Source organism: Shewanella sp. UCD-KL12 (assembly GCF_001957125.1).
Taxonomy (GTDB): Bacteria; Pseudomonadota; Gammaproteobacteria; order Enterobacterales; family Shewanellaceae; genus Shewanella.
This window is the reverse complement of record NZ_MPHJ01000001.1, coordinates 778722-802651: the sequence shown is the minus strand read 5'-3', so window position 1 is coordinate 802651 and position 23930 is coordinate 778722. Positions and strand designations below refer to the sequence as shown.

The 23930-nt window shown below is 43.3% G+C and carries 20 protein-coding genes; 8 read left to right on the top strand and 12 right to left on the bottom strand.

Annotated elements, in window-relative coordinates; all coding sequences use genetic code 11:
• Positions 1-25: 25 nt before the first annotated feature.
• The 6 genes from BM736_RS03430 to pspA all read right to left on the bottom strand — a co-directional run bounded on the left by BM736_RS03430 (position 26) and on the right by pspA (position 5361).
• On the bottom strand, positions 26-1213 hold the full coding sequence (locus BM736_RS03430) for a PLP-dependent aspartate aminotransferase family protein (protein WP_076408622.1): 1188 nt from the start codon (positions 1211-1213) through the stop codon (positions 26-28).
• A 111-nt stretch (positions 1214-1324) separates the two neighbouring features.
• Positions 1325-2440 (bottom strand): TIGR01620 family protein, encoded by a 1116-nt coding sequence (locus BM736_RS03425; RefSeq protein WP_083699812.1) that lies wholly within the window; start codon positions 2438-2440, stop codon positions 1325-1327.
• A 23-nt stretch (positions 2441-2463) separates the two neighbouring features.
• A complete protein-coding gene (locus tag BM736_RS03420) occupies positions 2464-3918 on the bottom strand; it encodes a YcjX family protein (protein WP_076408616.1) in 1455 nt (484 codons plus the stop codon).
• A gap of 48 nt (positions 3919-3966) precedes the next feature.
• Entirely contained in the window at positions 3967-4365 is a 399-nt protein-coding gene (gene pspC, locus BM736_RS03415) for an envelope stress response membrane protein PspC (RefSeq protein WP_076408613.1), read from the bottom strand.
• Between the two features lie 58 nt (positions 4366-4423).
• Complete coding sequence (pspB, locus tag BM736_RS03410; RefSeq protein ID WP_076408610.1) at positions 4424-4657, bottom strand: envelope stress response membrane protein PspB; 234 nt, start codon at positions 4655-4657, stop codon at positions 4424-4426.
• A gap of 20 nt (positions 4658-4677) precedes the next feature.
• Complete coding sequence (gene pspA, locus BM736_RS03405; RefSeq protein ID WP_076408608.1) at positions 4678-5361, bottom strand: phage shock protein PspA; 684 nt, start codon at positions 5359-5361, stop codon at positions 4678-4680.
• Positions 5362-5538: 177 nt separating this feature from the next.
• On the opposite strand from pspA, the gene pspF reads away from it, so the two are divergent.
• From pspF to BM736_RS03365, 8 genes are all read left to right on the top strand, one after another.
• Entirely contained in the window at positions 5539-6603 is a 1065-nt protein-coding gene (pspF, locus tag BM736_RS03400) for a phage shock protein operon transcriptional activator (protein ID WP_076408606.1), read from the top strand.
• A gap of 186 nt (positions 6604-6789) precedes the next feature.
• Positions 6790-8430 (top strand): ABC transporter substrate-binding protein, encoded by a 1641-nt coding sequence (locus tag BM736_RS03395; protein ID WP_076408603.1) that lies wholly within the window; start codon positions 6790-6792, stop codon positions 8428-8430.
• A complete protein-coding gene (locus BM736_RS03390) occupies positions 8430-9461 on the top strand; it encodes an ABC transporter permease subunit (RefSeq protein WP_076408601.1) in 1032 nt (343 codons plus the stop codon). The genes BM736_RS03395 and BM736_RS03390 overlap by 1 nt, the downstream gene beginning before the upstream one ends.
• Complete coding sequence (locus BM736_RS03385; RefSeq protein WP_076408598.1) at positions 9448-10338, top strand: ABC transporter permease subunit; 891 nt, start codon at positions 9448-9450, stop codon at positions 10336-10338. Before BM736_RS03390 ends, BM736_RS03385 begins: the two co-directional genes overlap by 14 nt.
• A gap of 10 nt (positions 10339-10348) precedes the next feature.
• Positions 10349-11362, top strand: coding sequence for an oligopeptide/dipeptide ABC transporter ATP-binding protein (locus BM736_RS03380; RefSeq protein ID WP_076408595.1), 1014 nt, complete (start codon positions 10349-10351; stop codon positions 11360-11362).
• On the top strand, positions 11337-12146 hold the full coding sequence (locus BM736_RS03375; RefSeq protein ID WP_076408593.1) for an ATP-binding cassette domain-containing protein: 810 nt from the start codon (positions 11337-11339) through the stop codon (positions 12144-12146). Before BM736_RS03380 ends, BM736_RS03375 begins: the two co-directional genes overlap by 26 nt.
• Before the next feature lie 191 nt (positions 12147-12337).
• Positions 12338-13540: an enoyl-ACP reductase FabV gene (gene fabV / locus BM736_RS03370; RefSeq protein ID WP_076408590.1), complete on the top strand. Its 1203-nt coding sequence runs from the start codon at positions 12338-12340 to the stop codon at positions 13538-13540.
• A 220-nt stretch (positions 13541-13760) separates the two neighbouring features.
• Positions 13761-13970 carry a molybdopterin-binding protein gene (locus BM736_RS03365; protein WP_076408587.1) on the top strand — a complete coding sequence of 70 codons (210 nt, stop codon included), beginning with the start codon at positions 13761-13763 and terminating at the stop codon, positions 13968-13970.
• A 604-nt stretch (positions 13971-14574) separates the two neighbouring features.
• Here BM736_RS03365 and BM736_RS25360 read toward each other — a convergent pair.
• The 6 genes from BM736_RS25360 to clpX all read right to left on the bottom strand — a co-directional run bounded on the left by BM736_RS25360 (position 14575) and on the right by clpX (position 23859).
• Entirely contained in the window at positions 14575-14703 is a 129-nt protein-coding gene (locus tag BM736_RS25360; protein ID WP_256717693.1) for a hypothetical protein, read from the bottom strand.
• 203 nt (positions 14704-14906) lie between these two features.
• Positions 14907-16949 carry a pentapeptide repeat-containing protein gene (locus tag BM736_RS03360; protein WP_076408584.1) on the bottom strand — a complete coding sequence of 681 codons (2043 nt, stop codon included), beginning with the start codon at positions 16947-16949 and terminating at the stop codon, positions 14907-14909.
• A 523-nt stretch (positions 16950-17472) separates the two neighbouring features.
• The gene (locus BM736_RS03355) at positions 17473-19338 is read right to left on the bottom strand and encodes a SurA N-terminal domain-containing protein (RefSeq protein WP_076408581.1); all 1866 of its coding nucleotides are present in this window, start codon (positions 19336-19338) and stop codon (positions 17473-17475) included.
• Between the two features lie 207 nt (positions 19339-19545).
• Entirely contained in the window at positions 19546-19818 is a 273-nt protein-coding gene (locus tag BM736_RS03350) for an HU family DNA-binding protein (RefSeq protein ID WP_076408579.1), read from the bottom strand.
• 257 nt (positions 19819-20075) lie between these two features.
• Positions 20076-22433: an endopeptidase La gene (lon, locus tag BM736_RS03345; RefSeq protein WP_076408576.1), complete on the bottom strand. Its 2358-nt coding sequence runs from the start codon at positions 22431-22433 to the stop codon at positions 20076-20078.
• A 148-nt stretch (positions 22434-22581) separates the two neighbouring features.
• Positions 22582-23859 carry an ATP-dependent protease ATP-binding subunit ClpX gene (clpX, locus tag BM736_RS03340; RefSeq protein WP_076408574.1) on the bottom strand — a complete coding sequence of 426 codons (1278 nt, stop codon included), beginning with the start codon at positions 23857-23859 and terminating at the stop codon, positions 22582-22584.
• Positions 23860-23930 lie beyond the last annotated feature (71 nt).

Genomic DNA, 23930 nt, shown 5'->3' with positions numbered 1-23930 from the left:
GGCGGCTTTACTATAAAACGACTCATCAACTCGTTTTCACACCTTCTAGCGCCTGCTCCAGATCGATAATCAGATCTTCTACAGCTTCTAGTCCTACTGAAATGCGTAACAAGTTTTCACTAATTCCAGCAGCGACTCTGTCGAGCGCTTCATAAGTTGCATGAGTCATTGATGCCGGATGCTGGATAAGCGATTCAGCATCTCCTAAGCTAACGGCGATTGAAAATAGCTTGAGCTGGTTTATAAACGCGATCGATTGTTCATAATTAGCATTAAGTTCAAAACCTATTACGCCACCACCACGTTGCATCTGCTTTCCGATTAAGCGCTCCCCCTCAGTGCCCTTTAACCCTGGATAATAGACCTTAACCACTTTGGGATGTGAAAGCAGATATTCAACTAACCTTTGAGCGTTATTACAGTGTCTCTCAAGCCTAACATCTAAGGTTTTAAGGCCACGAAGTATGAGCCAAGCATCATGTGGAGAAAGCACGCCACCAAGATCTTTTAACGTTTCAAACTTTATCTTTTCTATCTGTTCATCACTACCACAGATAATGCCGGCAATCACATCCCCATGACCGTTAAGATATTTGGTGGCACTATGCACCACGATATCAACACCATGCTTGATTGGTTGTTGCAATAGCGGAGTCATAAACGTGTTATCGACTATAGTGATCAGTTTATGCTTTTTGGCTTCAGCGACTATGGCATCTAAGTCAAATACGTCTAAGTGAGGATTTACGGGGGTTTCACAAAACAGAACCTTAGTTTTCGCCGTAATAGCAGCAGTGATTGCCTCAATATCTTTAAAATCTACCAAAGTGACGGCAATACCAAACTTTTCAAACTGACTCGTCATCAATGAAAACGTACAACCATAGACGGCTTTAGACGCGACAAGGTGATCGCCGTGTGAAAGGTTCGCTAACAGCGCAGATGAGACAGCCGCCATTCCAGATGCTGTCGCTGCGGCTGCTTGGGCTCCCTCAAGTTCAGCCATTTTCCGCTCTAGCTCAGCAGTTGTTGGATTTCCAAGTCGTGTATAGATATAACCAGGCTCCTCTCCAGCAAACCTAGCTCCACCTTGCTCAGCATTATCAAATACAAACGTTGCACTTTGGCAAAGTGGCGAGACTAACGCCCCAGTCTTATCCTTAATATGCCCAGCATGTATCACTTTCGTGGCTTGAGCCCACTTATCCTTCATAAAGTTTCTCCAAGGTCTTTAAGAGCGCCAGCTGTTAGATTGATTTTAATACCAGCGCTTTATTTACCTTGTTCCTGTTCGAAGGTGGAGTAAACATATGATGAAAAATAATCAAGTCTCAGATGTAAATTCTTTGTTACGAGCGACCTTTTCCTTTGCAGATTGCTTTAGGACAGAGGAAGATAACTCTTTAAGATCTAACAATAACTCTTTATGGATCCCAGACAGTTTTGGCCTTGCTCCCTCTTTGAATGAAAGCGGACGGCAAAGCTCCATAGCTTGATAACCCAAACGGGCCGTTAGCAAACCACCACCTAATCCTTGCGCCAGTCGAGCAGACAGCTTTCCGGTCATCTCAACTGACAATAATTGGGTGCCTAAATCCGTGGCTATCTCACTTGTTCCAGCATAAATAATGTTAGTGATAACTCCCCGGATCAATTTAATACGGCTCCAATAACCTAGCTCAATGCCGTAGCACTGGGCAATCTTGACTATCATGCGCTGATTACGCCACAAAATTATTGCCATATCTAACACCGCGAGTGGGCTAGCTGCCAATAAGAGCGCTGACTCCTGCGCATAACGTCGGACAACTTTTTTAGCAATAAGATCGCGTTCAGTCAGCACTAACTCTTCGAATAAGATAAGTTTCTCTGCATCATTATGCTCAGGCTGGGCAGAGTTAATATATTTCTGAGCGTCTGTTTCACTGGGGAGGTTTGAGAGTATCTCACCAATAAATTTATCGGCTTCCCCCATCTGCATGCTTAAAGCTAATCGATCGCCTCTTTGTTGCGCCTCCTCTACAGATTTAAGTCTATGTAACTTTCGCCATTCAGTGAAGGCTATTTTGCCAGCCCATAGAGACACGAGTAGGGTCAAAGTTAAATACAAGCCAAAAATAAACGGGCTTTCAAGCCAAACATCTCTGAGGCTGAGCCCAGTTTCTGTCACCACTAAACCAATAAAGCCGACAAGTATCCCCTTAGCCAGTAATGACCACCGGCGCTTATCTTTGCCTACAGGCTCTTTATCAAATAGGGGCGATGCTTGCTCAAATCGAGATTCGACCTCTTGCTGCATTTCATTGAGGTCTACTTGCGCTTGTGGTGGCGCAATAAACTCCTCTTCATTGAACTTATGTGCCCCACGTAAACTTGGCTCCTCCTCAGTTGGGGAGTCAAACACTTGCTGCTTCTTCAAACTAGGCTTACTATCAGTCATGATATTTCTCGTAAAGAGGCTAATTAACTCAGTTTGTCACCAAGTAAAAACTGCAGAAGGTGGTCGAGACGAATATGCTCAAAGTCTGCTCCACCAGATTTTGGGCTATAGCTAGGCGGCGCAAAATTCATAAACTCAAAGCCTTGGTTATCCCAAAATGTTGAATTAGGCAGAGATTTAGGTACTTCCCCAGGAAACAGGGTCACGCTCTGTTGAGTGTCTAAGCTTATGCCTTTAACCACTTCAACTTCATTTTTAGCCGATTTAATCATCCCATGTTGAGTGGCTTTTATCGCGCTAATGGCCATAGTCTCCACTTCACAGCCTTCAAATTTTGCCTGACTCTGGCTCTGTTTAACTAACTCTGTAAGTAATGACAGCACATTGCTTTGTTGATCTCGAGTGATGTGATCAACTTTACTCGCTGCAAATAGTAATTTATCGATTCTTGGAGAGAACAACCGCTTTAACAGATTCGATTGACCAAATTTAAAACTCTCCATAATGCCATTTAGCGCTTGAGTCATATCATCGAACTGGGCTTTACCGCGGTTGAGCGGAGTGAAACAATCGACCAGTAAAAGTTGTCGATCGAAGGTGGAAAAGTACTCCTTATAAAAGGGTCTAATCACCTTATCTTGATACTCTTTAAAGCGTGTTTTTAGTACCTGATAGGTCGATGAAGCGTCCAAACGGTCTAAACGTTCATGCTCCTCAATTGATAAGCTGAGCAGTGGGTAAAAGGCCAACACTGGCGAGCCTGCAAATTCACCCGGCAAGAGTAGACGACCTGGTTGCACATAGTAAAACCCATGCTGATTGACACAATCTAGCAATAACGTCTGATAAATGTCAGCGATACGTTTGAGTTGCGCTTCATCGGCTGCGCCCTCAAGTTTCAGTGCAGCGCTCTCTGTACAAAATGCATCGTAATATTGTGAGCGGCTTAAAATAGACTTACGTTGTACCTGAGAGTGTGACCATTGTTGATAGTTTTGCTTCAACATTGGCAGATCGAGCAACCATTCACCCGGATAGTCGATTATATCTAAGTAAAGATTGGCACTTTCAGTCACTTTTGCGAGTAGGCCTTTTACCGGCTGGTAACGTAGCGTTAGTCTTAGCTCACTGATATTACGGGTCGATGCAGGCCATTGTGGCTGTGTTTGTTTTAGCGATGACATACCGAGTTCATAATCGAAACTCGCAACGGTCAGATCGGGTTGTAATGTCCTTTTAACACCGAACAGCCTCTCCTCTCGAGTAACTTGCCAAAGTGGAAGGTTATTCCCTTGAGTGGTCACGCCAGCATTGAGCAGTTGATTGACAAGCCCTGTAATGAATGCGGTTTTTCCTGCCCCTGAAAGGCCTGTTACAGCCAGCCTGATATTTCTATCTGATGCGCGATGGGCAAACGATAAGGTTTTATTACTTACAGATTGAGTTATCTTTGAAAAGGAGCGATTAATACGACTCATGGCCTACACTTAAAGTGATCTGGGCGACTACGTCGCCCATTGGAAGGATTAAAGATTATTGATCTCTTGTTTTAAATCGAAGTTATCTGACGTTACATGGTGTTCTAATTTTTGAAGCCTTTTCTCTAGACTTCTAAATTTCTCACTCACATCACGTAGCGCCATCTTTGCTGGCTCTCCTGCCTGCCAAACCTTCTTTTTAATTTCGATATCTTTATGCGCTTTAGCATCCGACTTCGCGGTTCCTGGTTTTGCATCAAGTATTACCCATAACAAAATGTATATAAATAATACTGGTCCTCCGCCACCGAGAAGAAAGATTGATGCTGCTGCAACGCGAACTAGCCAGGTCTCAAAATTAAAATAATCGGCTATTCCGGCACATACCCCAGCAATCTTACCCGTCTGGGGAATACGATATAAAGTGCGCCTATCTGCTTCGCTCATCTTATTTCCTCCAATGTATCAGCTGACTCTCAAAAGTGGGTTAACAATTGATGAATGATTATTCATCATGCTTTCTCCATTGAGGGGCTTCAGTGTCTAGAATCGCTTCCAATGTTTCTATACGTTGAGCCATTTTATCGGCTCTCGTAATCAGTTCATTTAGCTGTGTATACTCTTCTTCAGTAAGTCCCTGGCTCACTTGACGCTTACTGCGATAGTGAAGTATTAGCCAAATGGGGGCCACGAATATCATAAAGATAATAATTGGGGCCATTAAAATATCCATGTTCATAACTCACCTCTGAATTGTTATTATTTTGTTTTAGCTTTGCTTTTGCTGCTCTTAACTTTAGCTTTTAATGCTTCAAGTTCAGCATTGACTGAATCTTCAGCTTCTAAAGCGGCAAATTCATCACTCAAACTTTTCTTATTGCCCAAATCATAGGCATCAACTTGAGACTCAAGGCCTTCAACACGGCGCTCATATTGCTCAAACTTACTCATCGCATTATCAATCTTGCTAGAATCAAGTTGCTTTTTAACTTCTAGGCGCGAGCTTGCAGTTTGCTTACGCATGATAATCGTCTTTTGACGCGCTTTGGCATCAACGAGTTTTTCTTGAAGTAGATTAACTTCATCTTTAAGTCGAGTGATCTGCTCTTCAACAACAATCAACTCTTGAGCTAAAGTATCAGCTAACTCACTGGCTTTCTGTTTTTCAACGAGGGCTGCCTTGGCTAAATCTTCACGGTCTTTCGAAAGTGCTAGTTCAGCTTTACCTTCCCAGTCAGCTACTTGCTCTTGAACTTTCGCGATACGGCGAAGTATCTCTTTTTTCTCTGCAAGTACTTTAGCTGAAGTAGAACGAACCTCAACAAGTGTATCTTCCATCTCCTGAATAATAAGGCGAACCATCTTTTCTGGATCTTCTGCTTTATCCAGAAGTGAGCTGATGTTTGAATTAATAATGTCTGCGAAGCGAGAGAAAATTCCCATAATGCTGTCCTTTATTTAATGTTGGTTTCGAAGATATTAATCCACTTTCTGTGCCAACTTTTCATATTTCTTGAAATACAGTAACTTAACCAATATTTTAACTTTTTCTTTCTTTTAATAACAGAGGGTCTTATTATTATTTTCACCAACTATTAGCGTTAAAGACTAAAACTTACTGTGGCAAATCAATTTCAGCAAGATAATCTTATTGGCCAATCGAATGCACTGCTCGAAGTACTCGAGCATGTGTCTCAGGTTGCGCCCCTGTCTAAACCTGTACTTATTATTGGCGAACGCGGCACTGGTAAAGAGTTAATCGCTGAACGCCTACATTACCTTTCCAAGCGATGGGACCAAAGCTTTATTAAGCTTAACTGCTCTTCATTAAGCGAAAATTTACTCGAAAGTGAGCTGTTTGGCCATGATGCGGGTGCATTTACTGGAGCGAGTAAGAAACATGAAGGTCGCTTTGAACGTGCTAATGGTGGGACCCTCTTTCTTGATGAACTGGCCAATACTTCGGGTTTGATTCAAGAAAAGCTACTGAGAGTCATAGAGTACGGTGAGTTTGAACGTGTCGGTGGCAGTAAGACAGTACAAACCGATGTGAGGCTGGTATGTGCAGCCAATGAAGATCTCCCCTCTTTAGCTGATATCGGTGAATTTCGTGCCGACCTGCTCGACAGGCTCGCATTCGATGTCATCACCTTGCCACCACTCAGGCACAGGCAGGAAGATATTATGACGTTAGCTGAATACTTTGCGGTAGGTATGGCCAGGCAATTAAAGCACGAGCTATTTGCAGGCTTTAGCCCACGAGCAACACAACAGCTAATGGACCACCCATGGCCAGGTAATATTCGTGAGCTCAAAAACGTCGTTGAGCGCAGTGTCTATCGTAATACGGATACCGATGAGCCTATTACTAACATAGTCGTTGACCCATTCGCCTCCCCCTATCGACCCACCAAGCGAGTAAAAACCGTAGAGCGACAAGCTACCAATGGGAAGGAAGTGGCTAGCAGCGAGACGACGACCACTCCAACCTCTGACACGGCACCTAACAAAGTTAATTTTCCAATCGACTTCAAGGAGCACTGTGAGTCACTAGAGGTTACCTTGCTCAAGCAAGCTTTAGAAGCGGGTCAATTTAACCAAAAGAAAACTGCAGAGCTCTTAAACCTTAGTTACCATCAATTACGCGGTATTTTAAAAAAATATAACCTGCTTGATAAAACATAGGGAGAGGATATTTTGTCTTAAAGGGATAACTATTTTCTCAACAATGCGTCTTGATTATAACGCCTTGAGAGCGCTCTGAACTAAGCACAATTTTATGGGAATCGGTATTAATACCATATGTCCATTGCTCATCGGCAAATACCACTGTTAAAATGGCTGCCAAAGTCCTGAAAAAATGATCTGTCGATGAGAGTGCTGTTTAAGCGTCTATCAATCTGCCCTGCTATTTCATGCATTTGTTTGCTACTGAGTGCATGTGGCCCAAAGCAAGTTCCACCGGGAGTCGTTTATTGCTCTGAGGGGAACCCTGAATCATTCAATCCACAGCTAGTGACTTCTGGAACAACCGTCGATGCAACTTCGCAGCAGATATATAATGGTCTGGTAGATTACGATATTCATTCGGGGCAAATTGTGCCTTCATTGGCAACCGAGTGGACCATCAGTGATGATGAGCTTACCTATACTTTCAAGTTGAGAAAGGATGTCAGCTTTCATCACTCGAGCTCATTTACGCCAACGCGACATTTAAATGCAGACGATATTCTTTTTTCGTTCAATCGAGTGATTGATCCACAACACGCATATTATCCAATCTCTAGAACTGGCTACCCATTTTTTCAAAGTATTGGTTTTGACACGCTCATTGAGTCTATTGAAAAAGTATCTAACGACGAGGTAGCTTTTCACCTTAAAAACCGCGATGCCTCATTCCTTTCTAATCTCGCTTCAGGTTTTGCCGTTGTTCTTTCTCAAGAATATGCGGCTCAATTAAAAAACGAAGAGCAAATGGAAACCATAGATAGAGAGCCTGTGGGTACAGGGCCTTTCCAATTAGTTAAATATGTCAAAAATGACTATATTCGCTACCATAGAAATGACCATTACTGGCGCCAACTTCCTAGCGCCGAGACATTAGTTTTTGATATTACTCCTAAAAGTACCAGTCGACTTGCCAAGCTAATAACCGGGGATTGCAGTGTCTCTGCACTGCCCAAAGCTGGAGAGCTTCCCGTTGTACTAGAGCATGAGGCACTAGAAGTTGACTCTATGCCAGGTTTTAACGTTGCATTTTGGGCCTTCAATACCCAAAGAGCACCTTTTAATGATGTACGAGTGAGAAAAGCATTGGCACATGCGGTCGATAGAGAAAATATTCTCAGAGCGGTTTATCAAAAAACAGCCGTTGAAGCGACGGGTATGCTGCCCCCTATGTCTTGGGCATATTCAGAAAACCAAAGTTTAATTGATTACAACCCCAACAAAGCCTTAGCCTTACTCGAAGAAGCCGGTGTGCACGACCTCACTATCGATATATGGGCAATGCCTGTGGCACGTATCTATAACCCTAACGCGCATAAAACAGCTGAACTCATTCAAGCTGATTTAGCTCACGTTGGGGTCAAGGTAAATATTGTTAGTTACGACTGGAGTGTTTTCAATCAAAAATTAAGTCAGCGAACTTATGACTCAGTGTTAATTGGCTGGAATGCTGATAACAGTGATCCTGATAACTTTTTCACTCCCATTCTCAGCTGTTCATCAGTTCAATCAAACAGTAACCGTTCAAGATGGTGTAATCACGAATTCGATAATATTTTAGCGCAAGCAAAATCCATCACCTCTAAAGAGAAAAGAAAAGCGCTCTACCAGCAAGCCGAAGCGCTTTTTGCAGATGAGCTACCTATGCTGCCATTTGCTCATGCAACACGACTTATCTTAAAGCGAAAAGAGGTCAATAGTATTCAGCTCACTCCCTTTGGCGGCATCTCATTTAACGCCGATAACCAGGCCGTCTCGGTTGACCATAACGAGGAGCTCAGATAATGGCTCGTTATTTACTGCGCAGGTTAAACCTTTTTATTGCGACTTCATTGGTCCTTTTTGCCGTACTTTTTATCGCGACGGGAAAATTCCCTGTAGAGAAAAGTTTTGCCCTAACCGGTATCCATGCGCCTAGCGCAGAGCAACTTGCTCAGATCACTCAGGACTATCAACTAGATAGCTCCCAATTCACTCAATTTACGGCCTATTTAAAACAGAGACTTAATGGGAATTTAGGCATATCCGCCACATCACAACAACCTGTAGCCGATGAACTTGAAAATGTCCTTCCCGCCTCCTTTGAACTCGCAATAGTTTCTGCGCTGTTAGCGCTGATATTTGGGATACCGTTAGGTGTGCTCGCGTCGATGAGCAAAAATAAAATAACGCAATACACTATCATGACCATTACACTAACCGGTTATTCTATCCCTGTATTTTGGCTTGGTTTAACACTCTCTCTCTGGTTTGGTGTCCAACTTGGCTGGCTGCCTATATCAGGCCAGTTAAACCTCCTTTATGAGATAGAGCCTGTCACTGGCTTTGTATTAATTGACACTCTGTTATCTGACTCACCTTATGCAAACTCAGCCTTTATTGATGCGGTATTGCATATCATTTTGCCAGCGATAACACTTGCCGTGCTGCCATTTACTGTTGTGGTTAGGATCACCCGCTCGGCTATTATCAATATTATGGAAAAAACCTACATTAAAGCGGCTGAAGCTAGAGGCTTACATACAAGTCGTATTGTATTGCGGCACGCATTACCCAACGCGTTAATTCCAGTCTTAAAAAACTTAGGTCTCATGCTGGGTAGTTTTGCCAGCTATGCCATGGTGGTTGAAGTGATTTTTTCTTGGCCTGGTGTCGGTGCTTGGTTAGTTTCAGGGATCTATCAGCGAGACTATACCGTTATCCAAGGGGGGGTATTAGCAGTTGCTCTGATCATTATATTCCTTAGTATCATGATTGAAGTCCTCCACACAGCTATCAATCCCCTTAGCAGGAAAGAGCTTTATGCCACAAATTAATATTTATCAGGAGGATGATATTCCCTCTCCTTTGAAGAGGATCTGGCATGCCTTTTCGGATAATCCATTTGCGTTTGCCGGCCTATGGGCTGTGGCTTGTTTCTTATTATTGGCGTTATTTGGGCCACTCATTGCCCCCTATGCCCCAGAGCAACAAGACCCACACGCCCTACTACTTGCTCCCTCTTGGGATCCGGCAGGGACAGTTGAGCATTTTCTTGGCACCGATGATTTAGGTCGTGATATTTTTAGCCGTCTGCTTCATGGCGCGCACCTGACCTTTGGTATGGCACTTGGGATCGTACTGACAGCCCTCACCTTAGGTTTTATTATTGGCTCAATTTCGGGCATGATGAGAGGCTTAAAATCGAGCATTTTAAGCCATCTGTTAGATGCTCTGCTGTCAATTCCATCACTCTTGATGGCAATATTAGTGGTTGCTGTCATGGGGCCTGGGCTGAATAACGTATTTTGGGCTGTCGGTATTGCACTGACACCGCAATTTGTAAGGGCCATTCACCAAGCAATTCATGAAGAGCTGCAAAAAGAGTATGTCACCGCAGCCAGACTCGATGGCGCTAACCCGTTTCAGATATTTTGGTATGTCATTATGCCTAATGTATGGGATACGGTGATTATCCAAACAACTTTAGGTATTTCAGCGGCTATTTTAGATATTGCAGCCCTAGGCTTTCTCAATCTTGGTGCACAAGCACCGAGTCCTGAGTGGGGCGCTATGGTGTCACAAGGCATGGATAACTTGCTAACAGCACCTTGGACTGTGACTATTCCTGGCCTTGCTATCTTATTTAGCGTGCTTGCCATTAACTTAGTCGGCGACGGCTTAAGAGCGGCGTTGTCGCCGATTAATAAGTAATTAATAGATTATGCCATTACTCGATATACGCAATCTCACCATAGAACTTGATACCCCTCATGGTCGTATCAAAGCGCTTGATAGAGTCAGTCTTACAATCAATCCAGCCGAGATCCATGGTCTAGTTGGGGAATCTGGCTCTGGTCGTAGCTTGCTAGCTAAAGCGATATTAGGTATCCCCGGTCACAACTGGACAATTAAAGCCGATCGTATGATGTGGGATGGGCATAATCTGTTGGAGATGGATTCAAAGCAAAGGCGCAACCTTATGGGTTGTGAAATTGCGATGATTTTTCAAGATCCATCTAGTAGTTTAGACCCAGTGATCTGTGTGGGCACCCAGTTAGTAGAAGCTATGCCAGAGAACAAAAAGATCCCCTTTTGGCGTCGCAATAAGGATAAGAGAAAAACTGCTGCTAAATGGCTGCACAAGGTAGGCATTAAAGATACCCAAAAAGTGATGTCTAGTTATCCTTGGGAGCTTTCTGAGGGTGAGTGCCAAAAGGTGATGATAGCGATAGCAATTGCTAACCAACCTAGATTACTCATTGCAGATGAACCCACTAACTCGATGGAGATGGAAACCCAAGCTCAGATTTTCCGTCTATTGACTAAGTTAAACCAGCTACAAGGCGTTTCGATACTACTCATTAGCCATGAGCTTGAAACACTCTCAATCTGGTGCGATCAACTCTCTGTAATGTATTGCGGACAGATTATGGAATCAGGCCCTACCTCTGAGATAATACAGCAGGCCTATCACCCTTATACCAAAGCATTACTCGATAATATTCCTGACTATACCGGAGACGTTGGTCATAAATCATTAATGCGTACTTTGCCAGGCTCTGCACCAGCGTTACAGCACTTGCCTATCGGCTGCCGCTTAGGCCCAAGATGTCCTCAAGCCGAAAAGAAGTGTGTAAGTCGACCAAACTTATGTCACAAGAAGAACCGCTATTTCGCTTGTCATTTCCCTTATCACGAAGAGCCATGTAATGAAGACTGCACTCCTTCAAGTTAAAGATTTAAAAAAGAGTTTCTATGCGGGTTATAAGGGATTCAAGCGCCAATACAATCAAGCGCTAGCGCCAGTATCCTTTCAACTCGATAAAGGTGAAACACTTGCTATTGTCGGTGAGGCAGGCTCTGGAAAGAGTACATTGGCCAGAATTTTAGTTGGGGCAGAGTTAAGAAGTGGCGGTGAAATCTATTTCGAAGGAGAAGCGCTAGAGCAGCGAAATTTAAAGCAGCGCTGCAAACTTATTCGAATGATATTCCAAGATCCCAATACGTCGTTAAACCCTAAGCTAACCATTGGTGAACTGCTTGATGAACCACTAAAATTCAATACTGATCTCGATGCAAAGCAGCGCAGAGATCAAGTGGTCGATAAACTAAAAAAAGTGGGCTTGTTACCTGATCATGCAGATTTTTACCCACATATGATCTCTGAGGGTATGAAACAGCGTGTTGCAGTTGCACGTGCACTGATGCTTAACCCCAAAATCATTATTGCCGATGAAGCACTAACAGCTTTAGATCTATCTGTACGCTCTCAAATTCTTAACCTACTTTTAAAGCTACAAAAGGAGATGGGCCTCTCCTACATCTTTGTCTCCCATAATCTAAGCATTATTCGCCATGTTAGCGACAAGATTATGGTATTACATAAAGGTGAAATGATAGAGAAAGCCACAACTGAAGAGTTATTTAACTCGCCGAAACATGAATATACTCAAAGGCTCATTCAGGATCAGACACTCATCAATATTAATGAGAAAAGCAAACATAAAAAAAATTGTTAACAAGGAGCGGTTACCTATATACCAGTCATTGTGATCGAGCAAAATCAGGGATAGAACCTCAGCATGTTTCTAATCATGGAGAATGAAACTGCTCTTACCACTGCATATATTCATTAAATTTAACGAATAAACAGTGCCATTTCCCGCTTGATTACTTATCCTATCGTCACTTTTTTAAGAGAAGCAGAAACATGATAATCAAACCTAAAACACGCGGCTTTATCTGTACCACGACTCATCCAGTTGGTTGTGAAGCTAATGTACTCGAACAGATCACTACCACCAAAGCAAAAGGCACGTTAAAAAACGGCCCTAAGAAAGTATTAGTAATCGGTTCTTCTAGTGGATATGGTCTATCTTCTCGTATTGCTGCAGCTTTTGGCAGTGGCGCTGCAACTCTAGGTGTATTCTTTGAAAAACCAGGCACAGAGAAAAAGCCAGGTACTGCCGGCTGGTATAATTCTGCCGCCTTCGATAAGTTTGCCAAAGCTGAAGGGCTTTACTCAAAAAGCCTCAATGGTGATGCGTTTAGTCATGAAGCTAAACAAAAGGCAATCGATACAATTAAAGCCGATTTAGGCCAAATTGATATGGTCGTTTACTCGCTAGCATCTCCTGTACGTAAACTTCCCGATTCAGGTGAGCTTATCCGCTCATCACTTAAACCTATTGGCGAGACTTATACGGCCACAGCTGTTGATACCAATAAAGACCTTATCATTGAAACAAGTGTCGAGCCTGCCAGCGAGCAAGAGATCCAAGACACTGTGACCGTTATGGGTGGCGAAGATTGGGAGCTATGGTTAGCAGCTCTATCTGAAGCAGGTGTACTAGCTGATGGCTGTAAAACAGTAGCATACAGCTATATCGGTACAGAGCTTACTTGGCCTATCTATTGGCATGGTGCGCTTGGTAAGGCCAAAATGGATCTTGATAGAGCCGCTAAATCTCTCGATGAAAAGCTTTCATCTACAGGTGGCAGCGCCAATGTTGCAGTACTAAAAAGTGTTGTGACTCAAGCAAGCTCAGCCATTCCGGTTATGCCGCTTTATATCGCTATGGTCTTTAAGAAGATGCGAGAAGAGGGTTTGCATGAAGGCTGCATGGAGCAGATTAACCGTATGTTCGCAGAGCGTCTTTTCCGTGAAGATGGTGAGTCACCACAGGTTGATGATGCTAACCGCCTACGTCTAGATGACTGGGAGCTTCGTGAAGAGATCCAACAGCACTGCCGCGATCTATGGCCTTCAGTAACGACTGAGAACTTAGCAGACTTAACCGATTACCGTGAATACAAAGAAGAGTTTCTTAAGCTATTCGGTTTTGGTGTCGAATCTGTCGATTACGAAGCAGATGTTAACCCTGAAGTTAACTTTGATGTAGAGCAGTTCTAATACAACTGCGGTAATAGTCATTAATGATGCCTATTTCAACTTTTATCTCATGAAGGTTTATTTTTAACCTACTGTTAATTAGGTATTTTTAATAAATGTGCACTGCCTCATAAGGCGGTGCATTTTTTTTAAATAATGCTCCAACAGTGTTACACATTGAACTAAACTTCTTACTTTAAAGTTGGTTCTTTTCGTTAATAGTTAACATCGAGAGATAAATATGAAAATCAGTGCACGTAATTCACTAAATGGTAAAATCAAATCTATCGCAGAAGGTTCAGTAAACAATGAAGTGGTCATTGAACTAGCCCCTGGTGTTGAAATCACATCAGTTGTAACTAAAGCTTCATGTGCTGAGCTTGGTCTTACTGTTGGTGGTAATGCCTATGCCATCATCAAAGCTAGCAACGTGATGGTTGCAGTTGATTAATATCAACTAATACATTCAGCAAGGGCATTAACTCATTACCCCAGCGGTACTAGTCTATGCCCTTACATTGCGCCCTCGATTATCGACGCCAATCACCCCATTCAGCGTTAGTCCCCGAATCAATACTCAACACTCAAATAATTAAATTAACTCACCTTTTCTTGCCTATAAAAAACTGATGGCACACTTACAGAATAACAATTCCTTAAAAATCCATTTTATTGGTTTCATTAAACTGGCTTTGCATTAGGTCATTGACATGTAAAGATAACTTCATTGTATCTATTGCCTGCAGCAAGCATACTGCTAGCTACTTGTGTGGGACGCTGTAAAACCATCCTTGACTGCTCTGCGGTTTCACTGATGTGAATGGATTCACAAATGCCGTGGTGACATGGATGTCAGAGAGCGAGCTTGAACCGAAGTCCGCGTGCTCATTTGCACCTTATTACTTATCTATTCGATTGAAGTTTACTGATTTTCTCTAAATCGATTTTGGACAAAAGTGTGTTTACTTGTCAGATAACAAGTTTCAAATATCTTTATTGGGTTCATTTGGCTGGTTTGATGTTTGGTTCGCTAACTGAACCATTTTACTTCAATTTTATCTATCACCTGCCGTGGGTTTAAGTGCAAACACTTCTGTGACACGCTGGCTCTTGATTTCATAAGAGCCCATCCATGGGCGCTCTGCGGTTTCATCCATGAAACCGAAGGTCACAGCCCCGTTCACACCTGAGTATTTATCTCTTCGATTGGGATTTACAGTTCATAACTAATTTCTGGACATAAATGAGTGAGTATAAGAGGGAAAGGTAGGATGTGGGGTTAGGAAATAAAGTTTGCTCTGACCCCACATATCAACATTTTATAGCCCGTATATCAAGCTGGCTGAGGACTGAAGAATGCCCAGTTCTCAGCCTGTTTTATCTGTGATTAACAGCCCTTTGGAAATATCCAAACTTCAACAGCGCCATCTTTACTGCCAAAGTCATCACCTGATGTACCAGGAGTCGATGGTGCTGTCTCTTGAGTGGGCGCGCTATTACACGTGGTTGCAGGGATGATTGACCAGCTTCCGCCACCCGCTCCTGCTCCATCATCGCCAGCACCACCGCCACCATAACCACCACCACCGCCACCGCCGCCAGAAGCGCTAAAGCTATCATCTGCATTGCCGCCCCTGCCATCCGAACCGACCCCAGGATCGCCATTTACCCATTCACTATTAACGCCTAAAAACCCTTGTCCACCTTGACCACCAATGCCATCTTTGCCGTCATTGGCGCCACTGCCACCATTCCCCCATTCATCCGTGCTGCCACCGTCGGCTACACTAATAATGGCTTGGCCTACGCCAATGGTTCCCTGACCTATGATTGATGAGGCTGCAACGCCACCATCGCCGCCATCAGTGCCATCGTTAAGCCATCCAGATGAGTCACCGCCACCACCACCGCCAGCAATAAGTAGAACATCGTCTTCAAGTGAAGCAGGGCTACTTTCTGCAATCATGACCAGTGTCGACGAGCCTCCGTCACCATAGATATTACTCAGTGTGCCATTTTCACCAATGAAGTAATTGAATGATGTCTGGCCATAATCGTCTAGGTAATGGGACAAGGTGGTGACAGTCGATGCAAAACCGCTCTTACCGCCATCACCACCTGAGGTCCAGAGTCCCCCACTAGAACCAATGCCACCTTCTCCTCCCCAGGCTAAAATTGCCATAGGAGTGTCATTGTCCAGAGTGGCATCAAAAGATGAGCTAACTTGGCTAAAGATATCAACCAGATTAACAGACGTAACCAGATCTGAGGCATCGATTGCTTCACAGCTAGTTATTGGCGTGCCGCCATCAACACCACCATACTCGGTAGTGCAAACTTCCTTATCAACGGTTGGCAATAAACATTTATAGACAGTGTTACCATCATCAGTAACATCTTGCTTAACTGAATCGCATGGGTCAGACTCGGCAACCGCAGTTGAATTACAAAAGCCAACTGAGGTGATATCGCAAACTCCTCCGTCTACCCAGGTCGCGCCAACAAGGTTGGCGTTATCGAAATCTGTATCCGTGACAGTCGCATTATCAAGGTCTGCAGGTGATAATTGAGCACTGGAAAAATAAGCTCCACTCAAGTTGGCATTACTAAGATCTGCATAGGTCATTTCCGAGCCACGAAAATCCCCCTTGCTCATATCGGCGCCACTAAAATTGGTTCCAGTGAGTGTTGATTCAAAAAGATCGACATTAGTTAATATGGCATCACTTAAATCAGCACCGGAAAGGTCTGCAAATGTGAGTGTTGCGTTATCCAAGTCTGCACCTGATAAATCACAATTCTTACATGCGTTGGTGGAAATAAGTGTGGTCACATTATCATCAGTAGTATCTGCATAAGCTGGGCTTATCAGGACATTGCCAATAGTGAACAATAGTTTGGAAACAATCGAATAATTAGCGCTTTCGGCTTGTGATTGTGAACCGCTATCAGGCGTCGTCACTAAGAAGGTCGTATCTGTACTATCAACATGTTGGCCATGGGTCAGTACCAACTGATAATCCCCAGCTGGTATCACTGCCGACACGCATTCATCATTAGCTGTAACGCTAAGCACTTCCTCACCACTTCCATTGTTAAGCACCATAGAGTGATTTGAATTGCTGTTACCATCTTCATAGCAAAATGTATGCTTGAGAGGACGCGAATATTGGTAGGGTATGAGGTCAGAGCCAGATTCACCGTTGGAGTCACCCTCTACTGTTGCCGAAGGTGGCTCAAGAAATAAGGCAACCACACCTTGTTCAGGGTTGGCGCGCAAGCGACTATTATTCGCAAAGTCCTTTTCGGTTAAAAGGTCTGATTGCATTTGAGTATCATTGTTACTATCACAAGCTGTCACTAAGGTGAGAGAGAATGTTAACGCTAACAACACATTAAAGTTACTGGGGTCATCATTGATAGTCTGCACGTTATTTTCCTTATAATGAAACAGATTTTTTGAAGTTATAGATTTTTTGAAGTTGTAATAATGGGCTATTAATAAGCCTCTGGACGTGTGGAGGGGGCATTATTCTTTATAAATAGTGAATTAGAGTGCAGCCTTAGTCAACCCCTCATGAAAATAAGCAACCGATTACATTTCGGTCCTGCTTGATGTATTTACAAGCCGTTATCACCTAGGCATTAAGCTTCATAACGCTATCAAGCTAACCATTAAACCGGTGAGTATAGGGAGAAAAACATCCTTTTCTTAATAACTACAAAATTGTGATAGTCCACTTTGGGGCGGAAACGCGTTACCAGTGAATGCTTAGGCTTACCAGTAAAACGCCAATCGAAGAAGTAGATAAACGGGTGTGGATACGACTGCGGACGTTGATGGCACGGATGGCGGAAATGCCAATAAATGAATGGAACATTTATGGCCAGACATAAAAAAGGTCAGCTTATGCTGACCTTTCATTTAAGTGAGAAAACTCACGATGTCTTCTTTACTGAACAGGGCTGTAAATCACTTCACCTTTAGCTTTTAGCGTCGCTATAAGGGCACGGTAATCACCTTCACTGTATTGTGCACTTAAGCGTTGCTCAAGAGCGCCTAGCACATTATCATCAATACCTTCAGCAGCGTTCACTTTATCTAGCGCAATAACGGCATAACCATTTGCTAGTGCAACAGTATCAACCACTGCAGAACCAGCAGGCTGAGCCATTTGGAAAGCTTTACTAGTGATTGCGCCATCGACACTTTGATCAAAGCGTCCAAGCTTAGTTTTAGTGATTGACTCAGTACCAGCATCTGCAGCTGCGAACGAACTGACTAACGCCTGTGCTTTATCACGAGCAATTTCATTAGCTTGTTCCTGCTTCAAACGTTCAACAATACCAGGTTTAACCGTAGCAAAGTCGACAGTACCAGCAGCGGTATGTGATTTAATACGAATAACCATTGCATGGTTAGCGTCAACTTCAATCACATCACTGTTCATACCATCAAGTAAAACAGTGGTAGAAAATGCTGCTTTCAATACTTCAGGATTATCAAAAGGTGCAGGTGCATTTGTACGAGTAAATACAGGCGTAGATTGAACCTCAACACCTAACTCGTTTGCCGCTTCACTAAGCGTATCTGGCACTTCATAAGTTACATCAGCCAATGTTTGCTGAAGACTAAAGAAGGTATCAACTGCTTTTGTTTGCTTTAGCTGAGCAATAATTTTTGCTTTAACATCTGCAAATGGCGCTTGCTCACCAGGCTGTACATCAAGAAGCTTGATAATATGGTAACCAAAGCTTGTCTTGACGACAGCTGAATACTGACCTTTTTCAAGGGAATATAAAGCTTCATCGAAAGCAGGTTCCATAACACCTTGTTCAAACCAATCAAGTTGTCCGCCCTGCTCTCCGCTGAAAGTATCTTCAGAATCTGTTTTAGCAAGTTCTGCAAAATCTTCACCAGCATTAAGCTTAGCGTAGATAGCTTCAGCTTTTGCTTTAGACGCTGACTCGTCATCGCCTAGATTCACCAATATATGACCAGCAAGACGCTTTTCAGCTTTCAGGTACTGGTTCTTGTTTTCATCATAGAAAGACTGAGCATCTTCATCACTGATAACAACATCGGCAGCCATAGCTGTAGCATCAAGTTCGATATACTCAAGACTCAATGTTTCAGGGCTCATGAACTGCGCTAAGTTTGAGTTATAGAACGACTCAGCTTGTTCATCTGTAACATTGGCATCAGCAACGAACGGGCTTGCATCAACGATATGATAGCGAATGTCGCGAGTCTGACCTTGGATACCCGCTAGATAGCTAGTTTCACCAGGAAGTACGAACTCTGACCCCACTAGAGACGCAACCAACTGTCTGCGTGTCATATCGGTACGCATCATGTCTCTGAATGAGTTAGTTTGGTAACCCAACTGACGCAAAATTGCTAAATAGCGATCATTATCAAACTGACCATCTGTTTGGAAAGCAGGCTCAGTCATGATGGCATTTTTAATCTGCTCATCAGATACTCTTAAGCCAAGCTCAATAGCAGATTGGTCTAATAATTTTTCAGCAACAAGACGCTCTAAAACGCTTTGTTTGACGCTGGCTAAATAAGTGTCATCAGCCGCTAATGCATCGAACATCTCACCTAGTTGCTGCTCTAGTCGAGCACGTTCACTTTGGTAGGCTTGTTCCAAGGCTGATTCACTGATCTCTTCACCATTGACGGTAGCAGCAGCGGCCTCTGTCGATGAACCTAAGTAACTACTTACACCAGTAAATGCAAAGGAAAGTATCACTAGAACTAGAATGCTTTTTGCAATCACGCCCTGTGAGCCTTCGCGAATCTTCTCTAACATCTATTCTCTCGCTTGTTGCGATTAAAATTAAAAAAGGCGCATCACGATTGAGATGCGCCTTTTCGTAAACTTTTAGGTAGTTAGCAATCAAAATTGCCAATTCAAACCTTAGTCAATATTCGTAAAAAGCACCGCTAGAGCAGTGCTTGTATTTTACGATACTCTTTTAAAAAAGCCTTGGCTTTAGTAAGAGCGGTAAAACTGATTTTAGTTTACAGCGTCTTTTAGAGCTTTACCTGCTTTGAATGCAGGAATGTTTGCAGCAGCGATTTTGATCTCTTTACCCGTCTGTGGGTTACGACCAGTACGCTCAGCGCGTTGACGCACTTCAAAAGTACCAAAACCAACTAGAGAAATCTTATCGCCATCTTTAAGACCATCAGTAACAGCGCCAATGAAAGAATCTAATGCACGGCCAGCAGCCGCTTTAGAAATGTCAGCACCAGAAGCGATTTTCTCGATTAGTTCAGATTTGTTCATGTCATCCCCTTGAATGTAATTTTTGCACCGCAACCAAATCCATGTCTAGAGCGGTCTGCGATGGCTTTTATAACAAGCTTGAAACTAAAACTCAAGCTCTATAGGAAAAGCTGCTAAATATAATTGAAAACAGCTCAAAACCAGTTGCCATAAGGGCTTGAGAGATATGAGCTATCCACCGACCTAGGCTACCACAGCTAGCGACTTTAAAAAGCCCTTTTTGCAATTATTTTACTGCAATTGGGCAATTTTTTGCGTTAGCCCAAATTTTTAACCACTTCAAAGCCCTCAATTGGTCGCTCTAACGCCAATTCAAGCACTTCATCCACCCAACGAACAGGATGAATTTTCAGATCCGCTACTACATTAGCTGGTATTTCTTCCAAATCACGCTCATTTTCCTTTGGAATCAATACTACTTTTGTGCCGCCACGATGAGCTGCAAGTAGTTTTTCTTTCAATCCACCAATCGGCAGGACTTCGCCACGCAGTGTTATTTCACCTGTCATAGCCACATCTGCCCTAACTGGGTTACCCGTTAAGCTAGAAACAAGCGCTGTACACATAGCTGCGCCCGCTGAAGGACCATCTTTTGGTGTCGCACCTTCTGGAACGTGGACATGAATGTCGCGTTTTTCATAAAAGTCTGGATTGATGCCAAGCTGTTCAGCACGAGCTCTAACGACTGTCATCGCAGCTTGAATTGATTCCTGCATCACATCACCAAGTGAACCGGTATAGCTCAGCTTGCCTTTGCCAGGTACCGATGTTGCTTCAATCGTTAATAGATCGCCGCCCACTTCAGTCCATGCAAGTCCGGTAACCTGACCAATCTGGTTGTTAGACTCAGCTTTACCGTAATCACAGCGCTGTACACCAAGAAACGACTTAAGGTTGTCTTGATTAACATCCACATGCTTTACAGATTTATCAAGCATGATCTGCTTAACGACTTTACGACATATCTTAGATAGCTCACGCTCAAGCGCACGGACACCCGCTTCTCGTGTGTAGTAACGAATAATACCTATAATCGCACTATCATCGACAGTAACCTCTTTTAATTTCAGACCATTACGCTCAATCTGTTTAGGTAAAAGGTGTTGTTTAGCAATGTTTAGCTTCTCATCTTCTGTGTAACCAGATAGACGAATCACTTCCATACGATCCAGCAAAGGACCTGGAATATTCATTGAGTTAGATGTAGCGACAAACATCACATCTGAAAGGTCGTAATCCACCTCTAGGTAATGGTCACTAAAAGTTGCGTTCTGCTCAGGATCCAGCACTTCAAGTAGTGCAGAAGCTGGGTCGCCACGCATATCGCTACTCATCTTATCGATCTCATCGAGTAAGAAAAGTGGGTTCTTCACCCCAACCTTAGACATCTTTTGAATCACTTTACCCGGCATTGAGCCAATGTAAGTACGACGATGTCCACGGATCTCAGCCTCATCACGCACGCCACCTAATGCCACACGCACATATTTACGGCCTGTAGCTTTAGCGATTGACTGTCCAAGAGACGTTTTACCTACACCTGGTGGTCCAACTAAACAAAGAATTGGCCCTTTAAGCTGCTTAACACGACTCTGCACCGCTAGGTACTCAAGAATGCGCTCCTTGACCTTCTCTAGGCCAAAGTGATCAGTATCTAAAACGTCTTGCGCCTTAGCTAAATCGCGCTTAATTTTAGAGCGTTGACGCCAAGGTACTGAGATCATCCAATCAACATAACTACGAACAACAGTCGCTTCAGCTGACATTGGTGACATCATTTTTAACTTGTTTAGCTCAGCAGTTGCCTTATCTTTAGCTTCTTCAGGCATTTTAGCTTCATCAATTTTCTTAGCTAAACTTTCAAATTCATCATGAGACTCGTCAATATCACCAAGCTCTTTTTGAATTGCCTTCATCTGCTCATTGAGATAATACTCACGCTGACTCTTTTCCATCTGCTTTTTAACACGTGAGCGAATACGTTTCTCAACCTGAAGGAGATCAATTTCAGACTCCATCATTGCCATCAGATACTCTAGACGCTCAGCAACATCAACCATCTCTAGCACAGATTGTTTGTCATCCAGCTTAAGCGGCATATGCGCCGCCATCGTATCAGCAAGGCGTGCAGCTTCATCGATACCTGATAGCGAAGTGAGTACTTCTGGTGGGATCTTCTTATTTAGCTTGATATAGCCTTCAAACTGACCCACGGCACTACGAACTAATACCTCTTCCTCTTTTTCCGCCATAGGCTCAGATTCAAGGTATTGTGCAGAAGCGACAAAGAAAGACTCTTCATCGGTGTATTTTTCGATACGCGCACGCTTGCCACCTTCAACCAGTACTTTTACTGTGCCATCAGGTAGCTTCAATAACTGTAAAATTGAAGCAACTGTTCCCACTTCAAAAATGTCATCAATGCTAGGGTCATCGAGCTCAGCATCACGCTGTGCAACGAGAATTATCTGCTTGTCTTGTTCCATCGCTGTTTCTAGACAACGAATAGATTTTTCCCGTCCGACAAATAACGGAATAACCATATGGGGGTAGACCACCACATCTCTAAGTGGCAGTACGGGTAGTTCGATTCGCGCTTCACTCTCTTGTGTCATAGCTCGATTCCGTTTGATGATAATACTAATCAGTATATTGGGATAATTTCATCCGTTTCAATGGTGAATGACAAATTTATAAACTGAGCGCATAAAAAAGGAGCCATATAGGCTCCTTTTTAACAAATTTGAGTAATTTTACAATTATTTACTCGCCACCAGCGGCTTGAGACTCACTATTTTCATAGATAAGTATAGGCGTTGACTCACCCTTTACCACTGACTCATCAATGACCACTTTGGTCACATCGTCAGCTGATGGTAGGTCGTACATGATATCAAGTAAGATACCTTCTACGATTGAGCGTAGACCACGAGCACCAGTCTTTCGAGTCATCGCTTTCAGCGCGATAGCTTTCAAGGCATCTTCACGAAACTCAAGCTCAACATCTTCCATCTCAAAAAGTGCTGCAAATTGCTTCGTTAACGCATTTTTAGGCTCAGACAAGATCTGAATTAATGCGGCATCGTCAAGCTCTGCAAGTGTAGCGAGTACGGGAAGTCGACCAATAAACTCTGGAATAAGACCATACTTCACCAAATCTTCAGGTTCTACTTGCATCAAGGTATCAGAAATAGTCGCTTTATCGTCTTCACCTTTTACTTCAGCGCCGAAGCCAATACCCGTTCCCTTATGACTGCGTTGCTCAATGACCTTCTCAAGGCCAGAGAAAGCGCCACCACAGACAAACAGTATCTTGGAGGTATCAACCTGCAGGAACTCTTGCTGAGGGTGTTTACGGCCACCTTGTGGCGGAACAGCCGCAACGGTACCTTCAATCAACTTAAGCAAAGCTTGCTGCACACCTTCACCAGATACATCGCGTGTAATTGATGGGTTGTCAGACTTACGGCTGATTTTATCAATCTCATCGATATAAACGATGCCGCGTTGTGCCTTCTCTACATCGTAGTCACACTTCTGTAGCAGCTTTTGGATGATATTTTCAACATCCTCACCAACATAACCAGCTTCAGTAAGCGTGGTTGCATCAGCCATAGTAAATGGCACGTCTAAGAAGCGAGCCAAGGTTTCAGCAAGTAATGTTTTACCACTACCTGTTGGACCGATTAGCAAGATATTACTCTTACCTAGCTCAACACCATCTTTAGGCGTCGCATTCTTCAAGCGCTTATAGTGGTTATATACCGCTACAGATAGCACTTTCTTCGCTTTATCTTGCCCGATGACGTAATCATCCAAATGAGCTCGTAACTCATGAGGTGTGGGTAACTTATCTTGATCTTGCTTCGGTGAAATCTCTTTGATCTCTTCCCTAATAATATCGTTGCAGAGCTCAACGCACTCATCACAAACATATACTGAAGGACCAGCTATGAGTTTACGAACCTCATGCTGACTCTTTCCACAAAAAGAGCAGTACAGTAGTTTCCCACTGTCACCGGTACTTTTGTTGTCGCTCATTACACTACCTCTTGCGCAGTCTGCACCACTACATAATTCTATTTAACGCCTTATTCCTGAGCATAGCTCAG

Coding starts and splice junctions, on each gene's coding strand:
- BM736_RS03420 (WP_076408616.1), bottom strand. CDS start 3,918: ATGAGTCGTATTAATCGCTCCTTTTCAAAGATAACTCAATCTGTAAGT.
- BM736_RS03350 (WP_076408579.1), bottom strand. CDS start 19,818: ATGAACAAATCTGAACTAATCGAGAAAATCGCTTCTGGTGCTGACATT.
- BM736_RS03425 (WP_083699812.1), bottom strand. CDS start 2,440: ATGACTGATAGTAAGCCTAGTTTGAAGAAGCAGCAAGTGTTTGACTCC.
- lon (WP_076408576.1), bottom strand. CDS start 22,433: ATGACACAAGAGAGTGAAGCGCGAATCGAACTACCCGTACTGCCACTT.
- clpX (WP_076408574.1), bottom strand. CDS start 23,859: ATGAGCGACAACAAAAGTACCGGTGACAGTGGGAAACTACTGTACTGC.
- BM736_RS03365 (WP_076408587.1), top strand. CDS start 13,761: ATGAAAATCAGTGCACGTAATTCACTAAATGGTAAAATCAAATCTATC.
- fabV (WP_076408590.1), top strand. CDS start 12,338: ATGATAATCAAACCTAAAACACGCGGCTTTATCTGTACCACGACTCAT.
- BM736_RS03430 (WP_076408622.1), bottom strand. CDS start 1,213: ATGAAGGATAAGTGGGCTCAAGCCACGAAAGTGATACATGCTGGGCAT.
- BM736_RS03355 (WP_076408581.1), bottom strand. CDS start 19,338: ATGTTAGAGAAGATTCGCGAAGGCTCACAGGGCGTGATTGCAAAAAGC.
- BM736_RS03395 (WP_076408603.1), top strand. CDS start 6,790: ATGAGAGTGCTGTTTAAGCGTCTATCAATCTGCCCTGCTATTTCATGC.
- pspA (WP_076408608.1), bottom strand. CDS start 5,361: ATGGGAATTTTCTCTCGCTTCGCAGACATTATTAATTCAAACATCAGC.
- BM736_RS03385 (WP_076408598.1), top strand. CDS start 9,448: ATGCCACAAATTAATATTTATCAGGAGGATGATATTCCCTCTCCTTTG.
- pspB (WP_076408610.1), bottom strand. CDS start 4,657: ATGAACATGGATATTTTAATGGCCCCAATTATTATCTTTATGATATTC.
- BM736_RS03375 (WP_076408593.1), top strand. CDS start 11,337: ATGAAGACTGCACTCCTTCAAGTTAAAGATTTAAAAAAGAGTTTCTAT.
- pspC (WP_076408613.1), bottom strand. CDS start 4,365: ATGAGCGAAGCAGATAGGCGCACTTTATATCGTATTCCCCAGACGGGT.
- BM736_RS03390 (WP_076408601.1), top strand. CDS start 8,430: ATGGCTCGTTATTTACTGCGCAGGTTAAACCTTTTTATTGCGACTTCA.
- BM736_RS03380 (WP_076408595.1), top strand. CDS start 10,349: ATGCCATTACTCGATATACGCAATCTCACCATAGAACTTGATACCCCT.